Genomic DNA, 18519 nt, shown 5'->3' with positions numbered 1-18519 from the left:
TGCGACTATTTTTGTAAAAATCACATTTATGGAATTATACTACACCTTTTCAGTACTTATCGTACTGGCATCTTTCTTCGCCTATTTAAATTTAAGATTTTTGAAACTTCCGGGAACTATCGGAATCATGATTATCGCCATGTTGGTTTCAGTTGGAATTCGTCTTTTAGGAGATTCTTATTTTCCTGCAACTACCAAACATTTTTTTGATTTGATAAAAGAGTTTGACTTCAACGAAATCCTAATGGGAGCAATGTTGAACTTTCTATTATTCGCAGGAGCTTTACATGTAAATATGTCTGACCTTAAAGAACAAAAAGTTCCTATTATAATTTATTCTACAGTAAGTGTCGTATTGTCGGCATTAATCATTTCTCTGCTGCTTTACTATATAACACCAATTTTAGGAATCAAAATTCCTTATATATTTTGTTTGGTTTTCGGAACATTGATTTCTCCAACAGATCCAATTGTGGTGTTGGGTGTTTTAAAACAAGCCAAAGTTCCTAAAAGAATAGAAACCAAAATTGTTGGTGAATCCTTGTTTAATGATGGAGTAGCAGTAGTAATGTTTGCCGTTGTTCTTAAAATGGCAACCGACCCAACTTTTGATATGAGTTTTGGATCTATCGCCTGGTTATTTGCAAAAGAGGGAATCGGCGGACTTTTATTAGGAGCCGTTCTCGGATTTACAGCATCAAAAGTCATGAAGAAAATCGATGATTATAAAGTTTCTGTTTTGATAACGCTTTCGATTGTTATGGGAGGATTTTTGATTGCACAAAGTTTACACGTTTCGAGTCCGCTGGCAATGGTTGTTGCCGGATTGATTATTGGTAACTATGGTAAAAAAGTAGCGATGAGCGAAGTGACTCAAGATTATTTAGGGAAATTCTGGGAACTTATTGACGAAATTCTGAATGCTATTCTATTCTTGTTTATTGGTTTTGAATTACTGTTACTTCCAGATTTAAACAAACAATTGCTGACAGGTTTTGTAGCTATCTTTATAGTACTTTTTTCGAGATTAACATCGATAGTTCTGCCCTGGAAATTCTTCGATATCTTTAAGTTCTTCGGAATCAAATCTGCTTACAACAAAGGTTCTCTGATGGTCTTAGTTTGGGGAGGAATTCGCGGCGGAGTTTCTATTGCGTTAGTTCTTTCTATGCCCGAAGGAGAATACAAAAACCTTTTACTTGAAGTAACTTACATTGTGGTATTATTTTCAATCGTAGTACAAGGACTTACTGTTGGAAAATTAGCAAAAAGAGTTTTAGAGAAAGAGTAGAAAGAACATAGAACATAGAACATAGAATAAAGAGTAAAGAATTAAGATTTTTTATCTTTAAATTATAAACTAAATATTTTATAAAAAAACCTGCAAGATGTTCTTGCAGGTTTTTTTTATCGTTTGTCTTCCTTGGAATAATTTGATTCTCCATTAATATTAATTTCTCTGCCTAAAAAACGAGGCTGTCTATTTCTCAAAACATCAAAAAAAGATTTAAAAACAGAACCGTATTCTCTAAAGCAAACATATTTATAGCCAAGATATTCTCCTTTATTCGCTGAATATCCCACAGATTTAATTCCAAGTTTGTTGCCAATGTAAATCGCTCTGTTCAAATGATATTCCTGCGAGATTAAAGTTGCTTTTTTAATCTTAAAAATATGTTTGGCGCGATACATTGTAGAGTAAGTATCAAAACCGGCATAGTCTATAAATATTTTTGTGGTATCAACTCCGTGATTAAAACAGTAGTTTTTCATAACGGTCAATTCATCATATTCTTCACGGCCATTATCTCCAGAAAGTAAAATTTTATTAATACGTTTTGCTTTCCATAATAAAATCCCGGCATCCAGACGGTCTTTTAAATATTTACTTGGTTGATCACCATTAATTCCGGCGCCAAAAATAATTCCGACATCATTTTTAGGGAATCTTTTAATGGAATTATAAATGTTCTTTTTGGTCGAAGATTTTACATAATAATTTACAGAAACAATTGCGGCCAATCCAATAATTGCAAGGTAAAGGAAGATTTTAAAATATTTTTTCAAAGTTATTTTTTGTAAGATTAGATTTAAAATACGAAGATAGCCAATTTTATTTTCAAACAAAATCAAACAAAAAACCGAAACAGAAATGCTTCGGTTTTGTCTAATATTCTAAGAAGTCTAAAAATCTAAGAAGTCTACAAAAGACCCGCTCTCTTCAATAAAGCTTCCGGTTTTGGTTCCTGACCTCTAAAACGTTTGTACAAAGTCATCGGATGTTCTGTTCCTCCTTTTGAAAGCACATTGTCTTTGAATTTTTTCGCTACTTCTTCGTTGAAGATTCCCTTTTCCTGGAAATATTCAAAAGCATCAGCGTCTAAAACTTCAGCCCATTTGTAGCTGTAATATCCAGAAGAATAACCGCCTTGGAAGATATGCGAAAAAGCCGTACTCATTGCATTTTCTTTTACATCCGGATACAATTGCGTATTGGCAAATTGTTCTGTTTCGAAAGCTTTTAAATCTGTAATACCAGTTGGATCTTGTCCATGCCAAGCCATGTCTAAAAGTCCGAAACTCAACTGGCGTAACGTTGCCAAACCTTCTTGGAAACTTGCACTTTCTTTAATTTTCTGAACATATTCAATCGGAATAATTTCTCCCGTTTCATAATGATTTGCAAACAACGCCAAAGCTTCCGGCTCATAACACCAGTTTTCCATAATCTGACTTGGTAATTCTACAAAATCCCAATAAACAGAAGTTCCCGATAAACTTGGATAAGTGGTATTGGCTAACATTCCGTGCAAACCGTGTCCGAATTCGTGGAATAATGTTGTTACTTCATTAAAAGTCAATAATGAAGGTTTTGTTTCTGTTGGTTTTGTAAAGTTGCAAACGTTCGAAATATGTGGTCGCTCGTTTACGCCGTCTTTTATATATTGTGATTTGAATGAAGTCATCCAAGCACCGTTTCTTTTTCCTTTTCTTGGGAAGAAATCAGCGTAGAAAATAGAAACTAAATTGTTTTCAGCATCTCTTACTTCATAAGTTGTTACTTCTTCGTGGTATTTATCGATGTCAAAAACTTCGGTAAATGTTAATCCGTATAGTTTTTGGGCAACTGTAAAAGCACCTTCTAAAACTTTTTCTAACTGAAAATAGGGTTTTAGTTTTTCATCATCTAAATTAAAAAGCTGTTGCTTTAATTTTTCAGAATAATAAGCACCGTCCCATTTTTCTAATTGTTCAATCCCGTCTAATTCTTTCGCGAAAGCGGCCAATTCAGCGAATTCTTTTTGAGCTGCAGGTTTTGCTTTTGCCAATAAATCATTTAAGAAAGAGAAAACTTTCTCTGGACTTTCAGCCATTCTTTCTTCCAGAACGAAATGTGCGTGTGTTTTGTATCCTAATAAATTAGCTCTTTCAAAACGTAATTTTGCAATTTTTAGAACATTTTCCTGATTGTCGAATTCGTTATTTTGAAATGCCTTTGCACCAAAAGCAATTGCCATTTTTTTGCGTAATTCGCGATTATCGGCATAAGTCAAAAACGGAACATAACTCGGATGATCTAAAGTAAAAATCCAGCCTTCTTTTTCTTGATTTTTGGCTAATAACCTAGCGGCTTCGATTGTTCCTTCCGGCAAACCAGATAAATCTTTTTCATCTGTTAAATGCAATTCGAAATTATTGGTTTCTGCTAAAACATTTTCGCCAAACTGTAAACTCAGTTTCGATAATTCTTTGTCAATTTCTCTTAACTGATTTTTTTTGTCTTCAGGTAAATTGGCACCGTTTCTAGAAAAACTTTTATATTTTTTGTCTAATAAAGTTGTTTGCTCTGGGTTGAGGTTCAAATTTTCTTTTTGATCGTAAACTGCTTTTACTCTCGCAAATAAATCGGCATTTAGACGAATATCATTTCCAAATTCTGAAAGCAGAGGAGAAACTTCTTGAGCGATTTTCTGCATTTCGTCATTCGTTTCAGCTGAATTTAAATTGAAGAAAATACTAGAAAGACGATCTAAAATATCGCCCGAAAAATCCATCGCGACAATGGTGTTTTCAAAAGTCGGCGCGTCGGGATTATTTACGATTGCATCAATTTCGGCTTTAGCCAAAGCAATTCCTTCTTGAAAAGCTGGAACGTAGTCTTCGATTTTAATTTGAGAAAAAGGTGCGGTGTTATGTTTAGTTATAAATTTTGAAAGTAAAACACTCATTATGATATAAATTTTTTTATTAATTGAAGTCGAAATTTTGAATTCCAAAGATAGCAATTTATAAAAATCTAATCATCTAAACAAAATCGATTCTCGGCATAAAATCCTCTTAAATTGTGTTATAGATATGTTATTTATTCCTGCGGACGGTTTTAAAAGCGTAAATTGACAAAATAGGATTTGCATATAAAATGCCAGTCATAATTATAAAAATAAATAGGATGAATTATCAAGTTGTAATAAATAATATAGATACGGTAAATGAAGTAGAAGGATATTGGTCTGATGAAGATTTGATTGCCTTATTAGAAAAATTCAATTATCCTGACGGAGCGACAGCAGATAAATCGAGTCTGCCGGAATTATTAGAAATGGCTATTTCTGATTACGAGCCAAACGAAGCTGCGCAGATTGTTTTAGAATATAAATTAGGTGATCAATTAACTGAAGGACAGATTGAGCAGATATCGAACAATATGTTGATTGATAAAGTGTGTGAAGAATATCCAGAAATACACATGCAAGGTACTTTATTTCATGTCAATCAACTGCTTTTTAAAGCCTACAACGGGAAATTTCCAAATGCAAAAGCCTCGATTGTTCACTTTTCAATGACACCAACTGAGGGCGAAGTGCAAAAGTTAACAGCCGAAAATGTATTGAAATTATTGAATAACGGTTTGTCTGATCGAAATCTTATCAAGAGATTATTCGAAAATCAAATTTCTCAAAATATTCCATTTCCGGAAGCCGAAAGTATTATTTGGGAATTGACAACAGAAGATAATATAAATTATGATTTGGTTACTTCGGAAAATTGGATCAATAAAGATGATATAGAGGAATCTGAATTTGAATCTGTTTTGGAAGAAGTTGAAGATGTAGCATAATTTAAGTTTTCAGTCACAGTTTTCAGTTACAGTTTATACTGAAAACTGTGACTGAAAACTAAAAACTACTTCAATCCTTCAGCCGCCTTGTTAACCGCAGCTTTCAATTCTTCTTTATAAGAAATAATAGTATCCAGCACTTTTTTATCATGACTTCCGATGATTTGTGCTGCTAAAATCCCGGCATTTTTTGCTCCGTTCAAAGCAACAGTTGCAACAGGAACTCCGCCTGGCATTTGCAGAATAGATAGAACAGAATCCCAGCCATCAATAGAATTACTAGATTTTACCGGAACTCCAATTACAGGAAGTGGAGACATGGAAGCCACCATTCCAGGTAAATGTGCTGCACCTCCGGCTCCGGCAATAATAACCGAAATTCCGCGCGTATGTGCGTTTTTACTGAAATCGAATAATTTCTCTGGCGTTCTGTGTGCCGAAACAATATCTACTTCAACTTCTACATTAAATTGTTTTAATATGTCGATGGCATCCTGCATAACTGGCATGTCTGAGATGCTTCCCATTATAATGGCTACTTTGCTCATTTTATTTTTTTGTTTATTTTGTTTTGTTTCAAGTTTCAGGTTTCAAGTTTCAAACTGATGACTGCGACTGAAAACTATTGAGAAATCACTCTAATAGTATTCTTAACATCCTCTGCAATTCGTCTTGCTTCAACCACATTTTCATTTACTATCGTTACGTGGCCCATTTTTCTGAAAGGACGAGTTTGTTTTTTACCGTAAATATGCGGAGTAACGCCGTTCCATCCTAAAATGGTTTCGATATTTTCATAAACTACATCTCCAGAAAAACCTTCGGCGCCTACTAAATTTACCATTATTCCGGCCACTTTACTGTCTGTGTTTCCTAACGGAAGATCTAAAATAGCACGTAAATGATTTTCGAATTGCGAAGTGTAACTTGCCTCAATTGAGTAATGTCCAGAATTGTGCGGACGCGGAGCAACTTCATTCACTAAAATCTCATCTTCGTTGGTTTGGAACATTTCAACAGCCAAAAGTCCAACGTGATTGAATTTTTCAGAAACATTTAAAGCAATTGCTCGGGCTTTTTCGGCTACTTTTTCGTCGATTCTCGCAGGGCAGATTACGTATTCAACCTGATTAGCTTCTGGGTGAAATTCCATTTCTACAACGGGATACGTTTTAATTTCTCCAGATGGATTTCTTACCACAATTACCGCCAATTCATTTTTGAACGGAACCATTGTTTCTGCAATACATTCTACATTTGGCAAGTCATCCATATCAGAAATCTGACGAATTACTTTTACACCATTTCCGTCATATCCAAATTCAGTGCATTTCCATACAAACGGAATTGTGATTTCATTGTTTCCAACTGATTTTTGCAAATGCAGTGGACTTTCAAATCGTAAATAAGATGCAGTTGGAATATTACTTTCGGTATAAAAATCTTTTTGAGTTCCTTTATTCTGAATTCCTTTTAAAGTTTTTGGAGACGGATATACTTTTACACCTTCGTTTTCCAATTGCGTTAAAGCTTCAAGATTTACCAATTCGATTTCAAAAGTCAAAACATCGACTTGTTTTCCAAAATTGTAAACCGTTTCATAATCCATCAAATCGCCCTGAAAGAATTTATTGCAGGCAATTTTGCTCGGTGCTTCGTCGCTTGGATCTAAAACATAAGTTTGTATGTCAAATTTTCTGGTGTCAGACAAAAGCATTTTACCTAATTGTCCGCCGCCTAATATTCCTAATTTAAAATCAGAAGAAAAATAATTCATTTTGTGTTGTGTTTTTGCAAAGATACCTTTTAATCTTTTTTAGCCAAAATTTAGTTTTTCCGCCACAGATTAAAAGGATTAAAAAAGATTTTTTTAAGCTGCCACGGATTACACGACTTTATACGAATTGCATTTTGTTAAAAATTTGTGGTGAAAAAAAGAAAGTATAAATCATTCTAATCCTTTTAATCTGTGGCTAAACCTATTTTATTTTTTTCAAAACTTCTTTTGCGACGGCTTTATAAGCGGCAGAATGATCTGCATAATCCTTGTCAATTATAACCTTAAGTTCTGGATGAATCCAGTCGTAGTGATTTCCTAAAATATATAAAGTACGGATTGAGTAGGCTTTTGTAGCAACTTTAACGTCGGTAATTAACCAGTCGAAAGAAGCTTCTATGCAGTCTTGTAGATTTTCTTCAGAAAGTTTAATACAGTTTTCGTTTTTCTTGTAATGCGATTTTACAAGAAGCTGTACCACTTTTGCAATTGGGCGAAGTGAACTTTCATCTTTTAAAACTTTCAAATTGGAACAGAAAAAATCGAGATGTGGCTGAAGCCAAAGTAATTCTTCGTAAGAAACAAATTCTAAAATCCAGCAGGCTTTATGGTTGTTTTTGTCTGATGGCGTAAAACAAATTGAAACCAATTCACCAAAAAGTGATGGGTTTTCTAAAATATCCTGTGCAGCTATGAGACGATTTTCCCGATAAGCATTTACATAATCCAATTTTTTTTGCAATTCAGACGGCATCTTTGTGGTATTAAATACTCTGCTAAAATAAGTAATTTAGTGAGATAATTCCGAAATAATTTATTGGTAATCCAGGATAATAAAATCTTGGCTGTGCATTTCCTACTGCGGTCGCGTTGGTCAAAATCATCGAAGCGTACTTTTCGTTTGTGACATTATTTACGCCAGCATCAATATGAGCTTTTAAACCCGATAAAATTTCGAATTGATAACCAGTTTTTAAATTTAATAAAGAATAAGAATCAGAAAAATCTGCGTTAGAATCATTCATTGGAATTTTATCTGTGAACTGAAAATCGGCTGAAAGATAAAAGCCTGAATTTGTGTTTAGAATAAAACCACCGCTTGCTGTATTTGCGGGAACTCCAGTTAATTTGTTTCCAGAATAATCATTTCCGTTATCGACAAATTCTTTGAATTCATAATTTCCGATTGAAGTTCCGATATAAGAATTTAAATTAAAAGTTTGATTGATTGGCCAATTGTGGTTTAATGAAATTTCGATTCCTTCGTGAAAAGTTTTTCCAGCATTTACTCCTTCGTATTGATCGTCACCAATTCTTTTAGCAACTAATAAATCTTTAATTTCCATTCGGTAAATGGCAATTTGAGTATAAAGTTTTTTGTTGAAGAAATGCAATTTTCCGCCCAATTCAAAATTATAACCCGTTTCGGGTTTAATGTCTGGATTGATGTTTCCTGTTGAGGTTAAAGTTTCTTCGGTTGCTGGTAAAGAAAATCCCCGGCTTGCAGAAAAGTAAAAAGTTCGAACTTCATTCGGTTTGTACAAAAAAGAAATTTGCGGTGAAAAAATCCCATCATAACTATATTTTTCCTTCGGATCATTCGTGGAAGCGGGAAAATCATTTTGAAGTTCAAATTTTGTTTTGTTGTAATTTAATCCTGCTTGAATTTCAAATTGATCGGAAAGTAAAGTCCTAATTTGCGAAAAAATATTGTAAAAATGTCTTTTTTGATCGGTTGCCGTAAGCTGATCGCCTTGTAAACTTCCGTTTCCATTATTTTGCTGATAGAGATTTTCGAAAGTATTACCGCTGTAATTATCCCTGAAATATTCAATTCCGCCAATAAATTGATTTTTAATTTTTCCAATTGTAAAATCACCAGAAAATTGAGTTCTGACACCCGATGCAAAAGTATATTGGCGTAAAACGTCAAAAGGACGAGGTTCGTTGCTGTCTTTATAATTGATAAAAACAGAAGTCGAATTGTTGAGGAGATCGTTTATTTTGAAATCATAAGCTAATCCGCCGAGAGTCGATTTATATTCTTTAAAACCTTTCGAAGCAACCCAAGTTGGTGCGCCCGCCTGCGGATTATTGTCGAAAGTAGTTTTGTTTATGGAACTTGGAATATAAGCTTTCAAATAAGTATAATTCGAAAAATAAGTCAGTTTGCTACTTTTCTTTCGGAATAATTCTCCAGAAAGTGTAATTCCTTCACGATTATAGGCACTGTTTTCGCGCCAGCCATCTGTTTTTAAATTGTGATAATTCAGACTGACGGAAGAGCTTTTTTCGTTCAAATCAAAACTGACTCTGTTTTTCAGTAATCCAAAAGAACCAAAAACAGAACTCATTTCAGCTTGATACTGCCCATCTTTTAAGGTTTGTGGTGAAATTAAAATAGCACCGCCCAATCCTGCGCCATAAATACTCGAAAGCGGTCCTTTTATAACTTCAATCTGATTAATGTTTTGAAGATCGATATCGTCAATAACTGTTTCACTGTTTCCAGAAGTCAAAGGAATGCTTCCGTAAAAAGCTCTAATTTTATTTGTTCCATAAGGAGTTCTGGCACCAATACCTCGAATCGAAATTCGGGTTGTAGTAATATTTGACGATTGCATAAAAACGCCTGGAATAGTGTTAATGACATTGCTGATATCGGTAGTGTTATTTCGAAGTAATTCTTTTTCGGATAAAATGCCAATGGAAGCAGGGCTGTTTTGTAAATCTCGGTTAATATGGAGCGGACTTATTAAAACTTCATTCAGTTTTTGGGTTTTTACAGAATCAATATTTTGAACTTCTTTTTCCTGTGCTAAAATGTTTTTAGAAATAAAAAGAATACAGAAAAAAAGAAGGTATTTTGTGGAGGGCATAAAATGGCTGGGGTTAAAAATGCAGTTTTTATTTAACACATAGAAACATAGGTTTCATTGAGGCAAAAAAGGCGTTTTACTTTTCCTAAAGTCACATAGCTATGTGTGAAAACGAGTTTCTTTTTAATCTTAATCTACGAAACAAAAATCTATATCTCTATGTGTTTAATTTTTATAGTTTGGAATTTGGAATTTGGAATTTGGAATTTTTATTTTTAAAAACTTTATTTATTCGCAGTAACTTTCCAAATGGTATTTCCGCTGTCGTCATTTACCAAAAGCGATCCGTCATTCATAACCGTTACCGCAACTGGGCGTCCGTAAACTTCAGCTTTATTAGAGTCAGAAATAAAACCAGTTAAGAAATCTTCTGGTTTTCCTGAAGGTTTTCCATCTTTAAAAGGAACGAAAAGTACTTTATAACCTGAAATTTTAGAACGGTTCCAAGAACCATGCTGTCCTACAAAAGCTCCGTTTTTATATTTAGCAGGAAAAGCATTTTTAGTATAAAAAGCCAATCCTAACGAAGCAGTATGAGAACCTACAGGAACATCAGGAACAATTGCTTTTTCAACCAAATCTTTTCTTTCACCTTTCAATCGTGGGTCAGGAATACTTCCAAAATAAGAATACGGCCATCCGTAGAAACCATCTCTTTTTACACTTGTAATATAATCTGGAACTAAGTCGTCGCCTAATTCATCGCGCTCATTTACAGCAGTCCATAGTTCTTTGTTAGCTGGATTCCAATCCATTCCAACAGGATTTCGCAATCCCGAAGCATAGATTTTTTCGCCTGTTCCGTCAGGATTAATTTCTAAAATAGCGGCACGACGAACTTCTTTGTCCATTCCGTTTTCGCCCACATTACTTCCGGAGCCTACAGAAACATAGATTTTGCTTCCATCAGAACTTGCCAATAAATTTCTAGTCCAGTGGTTGTTGTAACCGCCGGCAGGAAGTTCAAGAATTTTTTCACCTTTTGTTTCCAATTTCAACGGATTGTTTTTATAAGGATAACGGTATAATCCGTCGGTATTTGCAATGTAGAAAAAGTCTTTAAGAATCAGCATTCCAAAAGGTTTGTTTAATCCAGATATAAAAACTTCACGAGTTTCAAATTTTCCGTCTTTATCTTTATCACGTAAAACCGTAATTTGATTTTTGCTGGATCTTGTTCCGCTTTCGACAACAAAAATATCTTGGTTGGGCGCGATGTAAGTCCATCGCGGATTTTCAAATCCGTCAGCAAATTTAGTTACAGTAAAACCTTCTGGTGCTTTTGGCGTTTTACCTTCAGACCAGCCTATAACTTTACTGTTGTTCGTTTTAGATTCAGTTGCGTAAGGCGGTGGAAGTGTTAAATCACCAATAGCAGTTTTTACAATAGTATTGGGTTGTTTGGCTAAAACTTCTTTTTCTTCTTTTTTAACTTGTCCGTTGCATGCGGTCATTAGTGCCAATAATGATATAGAAAATAGTGGTAAGGATTTTTTCATTTGAATTCTTGGAGTTAAATATTTATATCACAACAATTTACTCAAATTAAAAATACCGTCAAAAAATAATTTGTAATTATTAACTGATATTTAACATTCGTAAAAAATATCGGTATACAGTTTATTTTGATAGAAGCAGTTAAGTTGTAATTCTGTATCTTTGTGCATTATTTTAAAAAGAAAAATAATGATACAACTTCACGATAAACAATTTGTTCCGTTTATTTCGGCTAAAGAAATTGATTTTGCTTTAACTAAAATAGTGGCTCAGGTAGAGGATGATTTTGGAGATGATACACCAATTTTTATTGGAGTTTTGAATGGCGCTTTTATGGTAGTGTCAGATTTTTTAAAGAAATACAAAAAACCATGCGAGGTTTCATTCATAAAAATGGCATCGTATGAAGGAACTGAAACTACTAATTCTGTTAAAGAATTAATAGGAATCAATCAGGATTTGACTGGAAGAACGGTTATAATTATTGAAGATATTATCGATACTGGAAACACGATCGAAGAATTGAAACGTTTGTTTAAAGAAAAAAATGTAAAGCATTTTAAAATTGCCACTTTATTCTTTAAACCAGAAGCTTATAAAAAAGACATTAAGATAGATTACGTTGGAGTTCGTATTCCAAATAAATTTATTGTGGGTTACGGTTTGGACTACGATGGTTTAGGAAGAAATTTAACCGAAGTCTATAAATTAGCAGAATAAAAAAACACAACTATATATTCATTTAAAAACTTCTGACAAAAATTAGAAGTAACAACACTCATTTCAATTATGATTAACATTGTTTTATTTGGAAAGCCTGGAGCAGGAAAAGGAACTCAGGCAGAATTTTTAAAAGAAAAATATAATTTAACACATCTTTCAACAGGAGATATTTTTCGTTTTAATTTAAAAAATGACACAGAACTAGGTAAAAAAGCAAGAGTTTTTATGGATAATGGAGAATTAGTTCCATGCGAAGTAACAACTGCAATGTTAATTGATGAGGTAAAAAAACATCCAGATACAGCTGGATTTTTGTTCGACGGTTATCCAAGAACAATCAATCAGGCTGAGGCTTTAGATAAATTTCTGCCAACAATTGGGTCAAGCGTAACAGCAACAATCGCTTTAGAAGCAGATGACGAGATTTTAGTGGCACGTTTATTAGAAAGAGGAAAGACAAGCGGAAGAGCTGATGATCAAGACGAAGAAAAAATTCGTGTGAGATATCAAGAATACAATGAGAAAACGGCTCCGCTAATTGGATATTATAAAGAACAAAATAAGTTTCATGCCGTAGACGGTATCGGAACGATTGAACAAATTACAGAGCGCTTAACGTCAGTTATAGATAATTTGTAGAAGCTTTTTCCAGCTGTACGTTACAAGTCCTCGCTAAAAAAACTATTTTTCCAAACCCTAAAACGAGCTTCCGCTGGTCGCTGTTTTATGGCAGGAAAAATTAGTTTTTTTAGCTCCGGGCTTTTCACTTCCATCTGGGCTAGAATAAATTGAGAGTACAAATTGCATTTAACAAAGACCATTTTATAACGAATCCCCTATCAATTGGAAATACTAATTATATTTTTTCTAATTCTCTTAAACGGAGTTTTCTCCATGTCCGAAATCGCTTTGATTTCTGCCCGTAAAAACAGGCTTGAAACAGCAGCGAAAAAAGGCAATAAAAGTGCTAAAACAGCACTCGATTTAGCCAATTCGCCAAATAAATTTTTATCTACAGTCCAAATCGGAATTACCTTAATCGGAATTTTGACAGGTATTTATTCTGGAGATAAAGTAACTGCAGATGTGGAACTTTTCGTTGCCGGTTTTACATTTTTAAAACCTTATGCACACTCAGTAGCTGTTGGAATTGTAGTTGTAATTTTAACTTTCTTCTCATTGGTTTTAGGAGAATTACTTCCAAAACGAATCGGATTAAATTATCCAGAAGCAATTGCAAAAATGGTCGCAATGCCAATGAAAGTAATCTCGATAATTACAGCACCTTTTATCTGGCTTTTAACATCTTCGACAGATTTTCTATTGAATGTTTTTCAGATAAAACCAACCGCCGACGGAAAAGTTACCGAAGAAGAAATTAAAGCCATAATTAAAGAAGGAACTGAAGTTGGAGAAGTTCAAGAAATTGAACAAGATATTGTGGAACGTGTTTTTCATATTGGTGATAGAAAAGTAAACTCTTTAATGACGCATCGCAAATCGGTTGACATGCTGCCATTAAAAGCAGATAAGGAAAAGATTAAAGAATTAGTAGTTCAGGATCTGCATACGGTTTACCCAGTTTATAATGATAATTACGATGATATAGTTGGAGTAGTAACTCTTAAAAATATTTTCGCTAGTATCGAAAATGATAATTTTGATTTATCAGCTATCGTTTCAGATGCGCCTTATTTAATGGAGCAGACAACAGCTTATAAAGCGTTGGAAAATTTCAAGAAAACTGGCGTTCATTATGCTTTAGTTTCAGACGAATATGGAGTTTTTCAAGGTTTGATTACGTTGAATGATATTCTGGAGGCTTTAGTTGGAGATGCATCTGAATTTTATAAAGATGAATTTCAGCTTATAGAAAGAGAAGATGGTTCTTGGCTGGTTGACGGACATTATTCGTTACACGATTTCTTAACTTATTTTGAGTTAGACGAGCTGACAAACGATTACGAAGTAAACACCGTAAGCGGCATGATTATGACTGAGCTTTCTCATATTCCAAAAGAAGGAGAAAAACTAGTCTGGCAGAAATTCGTATTAGAAGTTGTCGACATGGACGGTGTAAAAATTGATAAAGTGCTTGTGAAAGCGCTTAAAGAGTAGAGAGAATTTGTTTCAAGTTTAAAGTTTCAGGTTTCAAGTTAGCGCAACGCACTTAACTTGAAACTTGAAACCTGAAACTTAGAAACTACACATAAACAAACAAAAATGACAGAAGGGAATTTTGTAGATTACGTTAAGATATATGTTTCTTCCGGAAAAGGAGGAAAAGGATCTACGCATTTACATAGAGAGAAATTTATTGAAAAAGGTGGTCCGGACGGAGGAGATGGAGGCCGCGGAGGGCATGTATATTTAGTTGGGAATAAAGGACTTTGGACATTATTTCATTTAAAATTTGCACGTCACATTAAAGCTGGACATGGCGGAGATGGTGGTGGAGACCGTAGCACAGGTGCAGATGGAGAAGATAAAATTATTGAAGTGCCGCTAGGAACTGTTGTAAAAGACAAAGAAACAGGTGAAACACTTTTTGAAATTACAGAACACGGAGAAAAACAAATTCTTGCAAAAGGAGGAAAGGGAGGTTTAGGAAACTGGCATTTTAGAAGTTCGACAAACCAAACGCCTCGTTACGCACAGCCAGGTTTACTTGGTGTGGAAATGGATGTAATTTTGGAACTTAAAGTTTTGGCAGATGTTGGTTTAGTTGGTTTTCCAAATGCAGGAAAATCTACTTTATTGTCTGTTTTAACTTCAGCAAAACCAAAAATTGCAGATTATCCTTTTACAACACTAAAACCTAACTTAGGAATTGTTGCGTACAGAGATTTCCAATCTTTTGTAATTGCAGATATTCCTGGAATTATCGAAGGTGCGGCAGAAGGAAAAGGTTTAGGGCATTATTTTTTAAGACATATTGAGCGTAATTCGACTTTATTGTTTTTAGTTCCAGTTGATACGCCAGATATTAGAGCAGAATATGATATTTTAGTTAATGAATTGACTAAATACAATCCTGAAATGCTGGATAAAGAACGTCTTTTAGTAATTTCAAAATGCGATATGCTGGATGATGAATTAAAAGCAGAGTTAAAAGCAGAATTAGATGTAACATTTAAAGATGTTCCTTACATGTTTATTTCGTCGGTTGCACAGCAGGGTTTGACTGATTTGAAAGATAAACTTTGGAAAATGCTTAACGAATAATACAATACGTACCATTCTATAAATATAAAACCCGACAATTTCTATTGTCGGGTTTTTACTTTTTGTGCAGAAACAAAAAGTAGAAAGGATTTTACTCGTAACTAAATCCTCCAATTTATAATGCGAAGTTTTTAGAAACTCCAATGTTTAAAGTTTTTCCAAAATCAAAACCTAAACGTTCTTGTCTTGGATCATTTTTTCCGTCAAGATTATCGTAGTTAATTCCTCCAATAGAAAAATTCAAACCAAAACCATTTTTCATATTGATAAATAAAGCAGGTGTTAAACTTGCATACATTCCTTTTGCATTGTTTAATGAAGTGTTTTGGTATCCAACACCTAAATCTGTGTAGAAAGAAAACATTTGAGAAAGTGGTGTTGAGTAACGTACAAAACCTCCAATTTTGTATTTTTCTGTTTTGTCCACCCCAGTAGTTTTTACATTCATGATTGAACCTTCTACTCCAGCTGTCCATTTTTCAGCAAATTGATATCCAACTCTTGGAGAGAATTCAAAATTTTCAAGTTTCGAATCACCAATTTCCTCAGAAGAGAATCCAACATTTCCGCCTAACAAGATTGAGTTTTTTTGCGCACTCGCAATAGTTGTAACTAGTATTACAACTGCTAGTAATAATTTTTTCATTTTTAATTTTATTTATTTGGAAGGCAAATTTAAATCAAAACATTTTGTAAGAAATATTTTAGACTATAATTTTTTAATTGAAAGTTAATTTTTACAAATAATAATGTGTTTTAATTTTTAAAATCAATTTTTTGGAGATTTTTAATTCTTTCGCTGTGTTTATGGTGTTAAATTTAAACTTTGCTATCATCTTAATAAAATTATGAATTTCGCAAAATCAAGTATTATTTAATTTATTATGTTTTGTTTTTTGGAGTTATGTTTATTTTTTTTGCGAAAATGAGTTATATTCGCATCACTTAAACAAAATAACATGAAAAAAGTAGTTTTATTCTTGACCATGTGCCTTATGGCTTTTCCAGTAAGAGCCGATGAAGGAATGTGGTTCTTGATGTTTATCGAAAGATTGAACCATAGAGATATGGAGAAAATGGGCTTGCAGTTGACAGCCGAAGAAATTTACAGCATTAATAATCATAGTTTAAAAGATGCCATTGTACAATTTAATGGAGGCTGTACTGCTGAAATCGTTTCAAACAGCGGATTGGTATTGACTAATCACCACTGTGGATATAGCGCGATTGCAGAACTTTCAACAGCAGAACAAAATCATTTGAAAAATGGTTTCTGGGCAAAAAATCGTTCAGAAGAACTAAAGCCTAAATCTTTATACGTGCGTTTCTTTGTTCGTATGGATGATGTTTCTAAAAGAATTTTGTCTAAAGTAAACGATACAATGACAGAAACAGAAAGAAACAAAATCATTCAACAAGAGATTAGTTTAATTGAAAAAGAAAATAGCGAAAACGGAAAATACACTGTTTCTGTTCGTCCTTTCTTTCAAGGAAATGAATACTACTATTTCGTTTATCAAGATTATACAGACGTTCGTCTAGTGGGAACGCCGCCAGAAAGTGTTGGTAAATTTGGAGGTGATACAGACAACTGGGAGTGGCCTCGTCAAACGGGAGATTTCTCTATGTTTAGAGTTTACGCTGATAAAAACGGAAATCCTGCAGCATATTCAAAAGACAACGTGCCATTGCAGCCTAAACACTATTTACCTGTAAGTATTAAAGGGGTAAAAGAAAATGATTTCGCAATGATCTTAGGATATCCAGGTAGAACAAACCGTTGGATGCCGGCTGGCGGAATCGAACAAAATATTAAATATGCTTATCCTGCTTGGGTTGAAGGTGCAAAAACCGGAATGGACCAAATGAAAAAGTATATGGATAAGGATGCAACTGTTCGTTTACAATATGCTTCTAAATATGCTTCGACAGCTAATTATTGGAAAAACCGTCAAGGTATGATTGATGCGTTGACAAAAGCTGGAACTGTAGAAACTAAAACAGAACAAGAAGATAAATTCTATGAGTGGGCAACTAAACCTGCTAATAAAGAAAAGTACGAGAATGTAATTCCTACTATCAACGATTATTACAGAGAAACAAACTTAAAAGCACGTCACGATAATTATTTGACACAGCTTTTACGTACTTCTAGTTATGCAACTGGACCAGCGAACTTAGGAAATGCATTAATTGCTTACTACAAAGAAAATGATGCTAAGAAAGCTGAAATGCTTCCTAAAATTAATGCATTGGTTGAAAGTATCTATGGTGAGTTTTATGCTCCATTAGAAAAAGACGTTTTAACAGCACAATTAAATTTATACGCTTCTAAAGCTGCTGAGTATGGACTTGCTCCAGAAATTGCAAAAATGAAAACTGCTAATAATGGTGATTTTACTGCAGATGTGGCAAAAGCGACAGAGATTAGTTATTTTACTAATAAAGAAAAAGTATTAGCATTTTTAGCAGATCCAAAACCATTGGCAATTGTACACGATCCTTTGTATATTATTTCTAATGATTTATTGACAAAATACCGTTCTAAAACAGATGATCAGGCAAAAGCTGATGATGGTTTCGCAACTGCTTACCGTAAATTGGTAGAAGGTTTAAGAGAATCAAAATTAAATGCAATTAAATATCCAGATGCAAACTCTACTTTGAGATTGACTTACGGAAAAGTTCGCGCTTTACCTGCAGATACTCGTAATGAAGATGCTAAAATTAATAACTATACTACAATGGAAAGTATGGTTAAAAAATACAAAGCAGGAGATCAAGAATTTGATTTACCATCTCGTTTATTAGAGTTGAATAAGAAAAAAGACTACGGACAATATGCTGATAAAGCAGGATATATGCCAGTAAACTTCTTAACTGATAATGATATTACTGGAGGAAATTCTGGTTCGCCGGTTCTTAACGGAAAAGGAGAATTAATCGGAATTGCTTTTGATGGAAACATTGAAGCTATGGCGGGAGACGTTATCTTTGATCCTAAATTACAAAGAACTATCAACGTTGATATTCGTTATGTACTTTGGATTATTGACAAATACGCTGGAGCAAAAAATATTATTGATGAATTGACTATTGTGAAATAATCTCATTTTATTTATAAATTAAACCCGACAGGTTTCTTCTAAAGCTTGTCGGGTTTTTTGTTAAATAATTTTAGTGCTAATCAATAATTTATTTTCAAAACCAAATAGAGCATACTATATTTCCTTATTTTTGAAGAATAATTAACCGGTTTAATCGTTGAATTGTGTATTCGTTTAATCGAATAAACGATT

General features: G+C 33.7%; 15 protein-coding genes. 7 read left to right on the top strand and 8 right to left on the bottom strand.

Annotated elements, in window-relative coordinates; genetic code table 11:
• The first annotated feature begins 28 nt into the window (after positions 1 to 28).
• Positions 29 to 1291: a cation:proton antiporter gene (locus ASE40_RS01110; protein ID WP_057114954.1), complete on the top strand. Its 1263-nt coding sequence runs from the start codon at positions 29 to 31 to the stop codon at positions 1289 to 1291.
• A 116-nt stretch (positions 1292 to 1407) separates the two neighbouring features.
• Here the strand turns inward: ASE40_RS01110 and ASE40_RS01105 are convergent, their stop codons facing one another.
• Entirely contained in the window at positions 1408 to 2067 is a 660-nt protein-coding gene (locus ASE40_RS01105; RefSeq protein ID WP_057114991.1) for a vancomycin high temperature exclusion protein, read from the bottom strand.
• Between the two features lie 134 nt (positions 2068 to 2201).
• Complete coding sequence (locus ASE40_RS01100) at positions 2202 to 4229, bottom strand: M3 family metallopeptidase (protein WP_057114990.1); 2028 nt, start codon at positions 4227 to 4229, stop codon at positions 2202 to 2204.
• 221 nt (positions 4230 to 4450) lie between these two features.
• Here ASE40_RS01100 and ASE40_RS01095 point away from each other — a divergent pair, with 221 nt between their 5' ends.
• On the top strand, positions 4451 to 5119 hold the full coding sequence (locus tag ASE40_RS01095) for a hypothetical protein (RefSeq protein WP_057114989.1): 669 nt from the start codon (positions 4451 to 4453) through the stop codon (positions 5117 to 5119).
• 65 nt (positions 5120 to 5184) lie between these two features.
• On the opposite strand, the gene purE is transcribed toward ASE40_RS01095, so the two are convergent.
• The 5 genes from purE to ASE40_RS01070 form a co-directional block, all read right to left on the bottom strand.
• Positions 5185 to 5667: a 5-(carboxyamino)imidazole ribonucleotide mutase gene (gene purE, locus ASE40_RS01090; protein WP_057114953.1), complete on the bottom strand. Its 483-nt coding sequence runs from the start codon at positions 5665 to 5667 to the stop codon at positions 5185 to 5187.
• A gap of 74 nt (positions 5668 to 5741) precedes the next feature.
• The gene (locus tag ASE40_RS01085; RefSeq protein ID WP_057114952.1) at positions 5742 to 6896 is read right to left on the bottom strand and encodes a 5-(carboxyamino)imidazole ribonucleotide synthase; all 1155 of its coding nucleotides are present in this window, start codon (positions 6894 to 6896) and stop codon (positions 5742 to 5744) included.
• 202 nt (positions 6897 to 7098) lie between these two features.
• Positions 7099 to 7650 carry a hypothetical protein gene (locus ASE40_RS01080; protein ID WP_057114951.1) on the bottom strand — a complete coding sequence of 184 codons (552 nt, stop codon included), beginning with the start codon at positions 7648 to 7650 and terminating at the stop codon, positions 7099 to 7101.
• A 22-nt stretch (positions 7651 to 7672) separates the two neighbouring features.
• Positions 7673 to 9775, bottom strand: coding sequence for a TonB-dependent receptor (locus tag ASE40_RS01075; RefSeq protein ID WP_057114950.1), 2103 nt, complete (start codon positions 9773 to 9775; stop codon positions 7673 to 7675).
• A 224-nt stretch (positions 9776 to 9999) separates the two neighbouring features.
• Positions 10000 to 11274 carry a PQQ-dependent sugar dehydrogenase gene (locus tag ASE40_RS01070; protein WP_057114949.1) on the bottom strand — a complete coding sequence of 425 codons (1275 nt, stop codon included), beginning with the start codon at positions 11272 to 11274 and terminating at the stop codon, positions 10000 to 10002.
• 187 nt (positions 11275 to 11461) lie between these two features.
• Here ASE40_RS01070 and hpt point away from each other — a divergent pair, with 187 nt between their 5' ends.
• From hpt to obgE, 4 genes are all read left to right on the top strand, one after another.
• Positions 11462 to 11992, top strand: coding sequence for a hypoxanthine phosphoribosyltransferase (gene hpt, locus ASE40_RS22215; protein ID WP_057114948.1), 531 nt, complete (start codon positions 11462 to 11464; stop codon positions 11990 to 11992).
• 69 nt (positions 11993 to 12061) lie between these two features.
• Positions 12062 to 12634 carry an adenylate kinase gene (locus ASE40_RS22210; RefSeq protein ID WP_057114947.1) on the top strand — a complete coding sequence of 191 codons (573 nt, stop codon included), beginning with the start codon at positions 12062 to 12064 and terminating at the stop codon, positions 12632 to 12634.
• Positions 12635 to 12838: 204 nt separating this feature from the next.
• Entirely contained in the window at positions 12839 to 14113 is a 1275-nt protein-coding gene (locus ASE40_RS01055; protein WP_082586726.1) for a hemolysin family protein, read from the top strand.
• A gap of 105 nt (positions 14114 to 14218) precedes the next feature.
• Entirely contained in the window at positions 14219 to 15220 is a 1002-nt protein-coding gene (gene obgE / locus ASE40_RS01050) for a GTPase ObgE (RefSeq protein WP_057114945.1), read from the top strand.
• 115 nt (positions 15221 to 15335) lie between these two features.
• Here obgE and ASE40_RS01045 read toward each other — a convergent pair whose 3' ends face one another.
• Positions 15336 to 15866 carry an outer membrane beta-barrel protein gene (locus ASE40_RS01045; RefSeq protein ID WP_057114944.1) on the bottom strand — a complete coding sequence of 177 codons (531 nt, stop codon included), beginning with the start codon at positions 15864 to 15866 and terminating at the stop codon, positions 15336 to 15338.
• Positions 15867 to 16179: 313 nt separating this feature from the next.
• Between ASE40_RS01045 and ASE40_RS01040 the strand changes: the two genes are divergently transcribed.
• Entirely contained in the window at positions 16180 to 18327 is a 2148-nt protein-coding gene (locus ASE40_RS01040) for a S46 family peptidase (protein ID WP_057114943.1), read from the top strand.
• The last annotated feature ends 192 nt before the right edge of the window (positions 18328 to 18519 follow it).

The organism is Flavobacterium sp. Root935 (genome assembly GCF_001429295.1).
Lineage (GTDB): Bacteria > Bacteroidota > Bacteroidia > Flavobacteriales > Flavobacteriaceae > Flavobacterium.
This window is presented reverse-complemented; position numbering and strand designations above follow the sequence as displayed.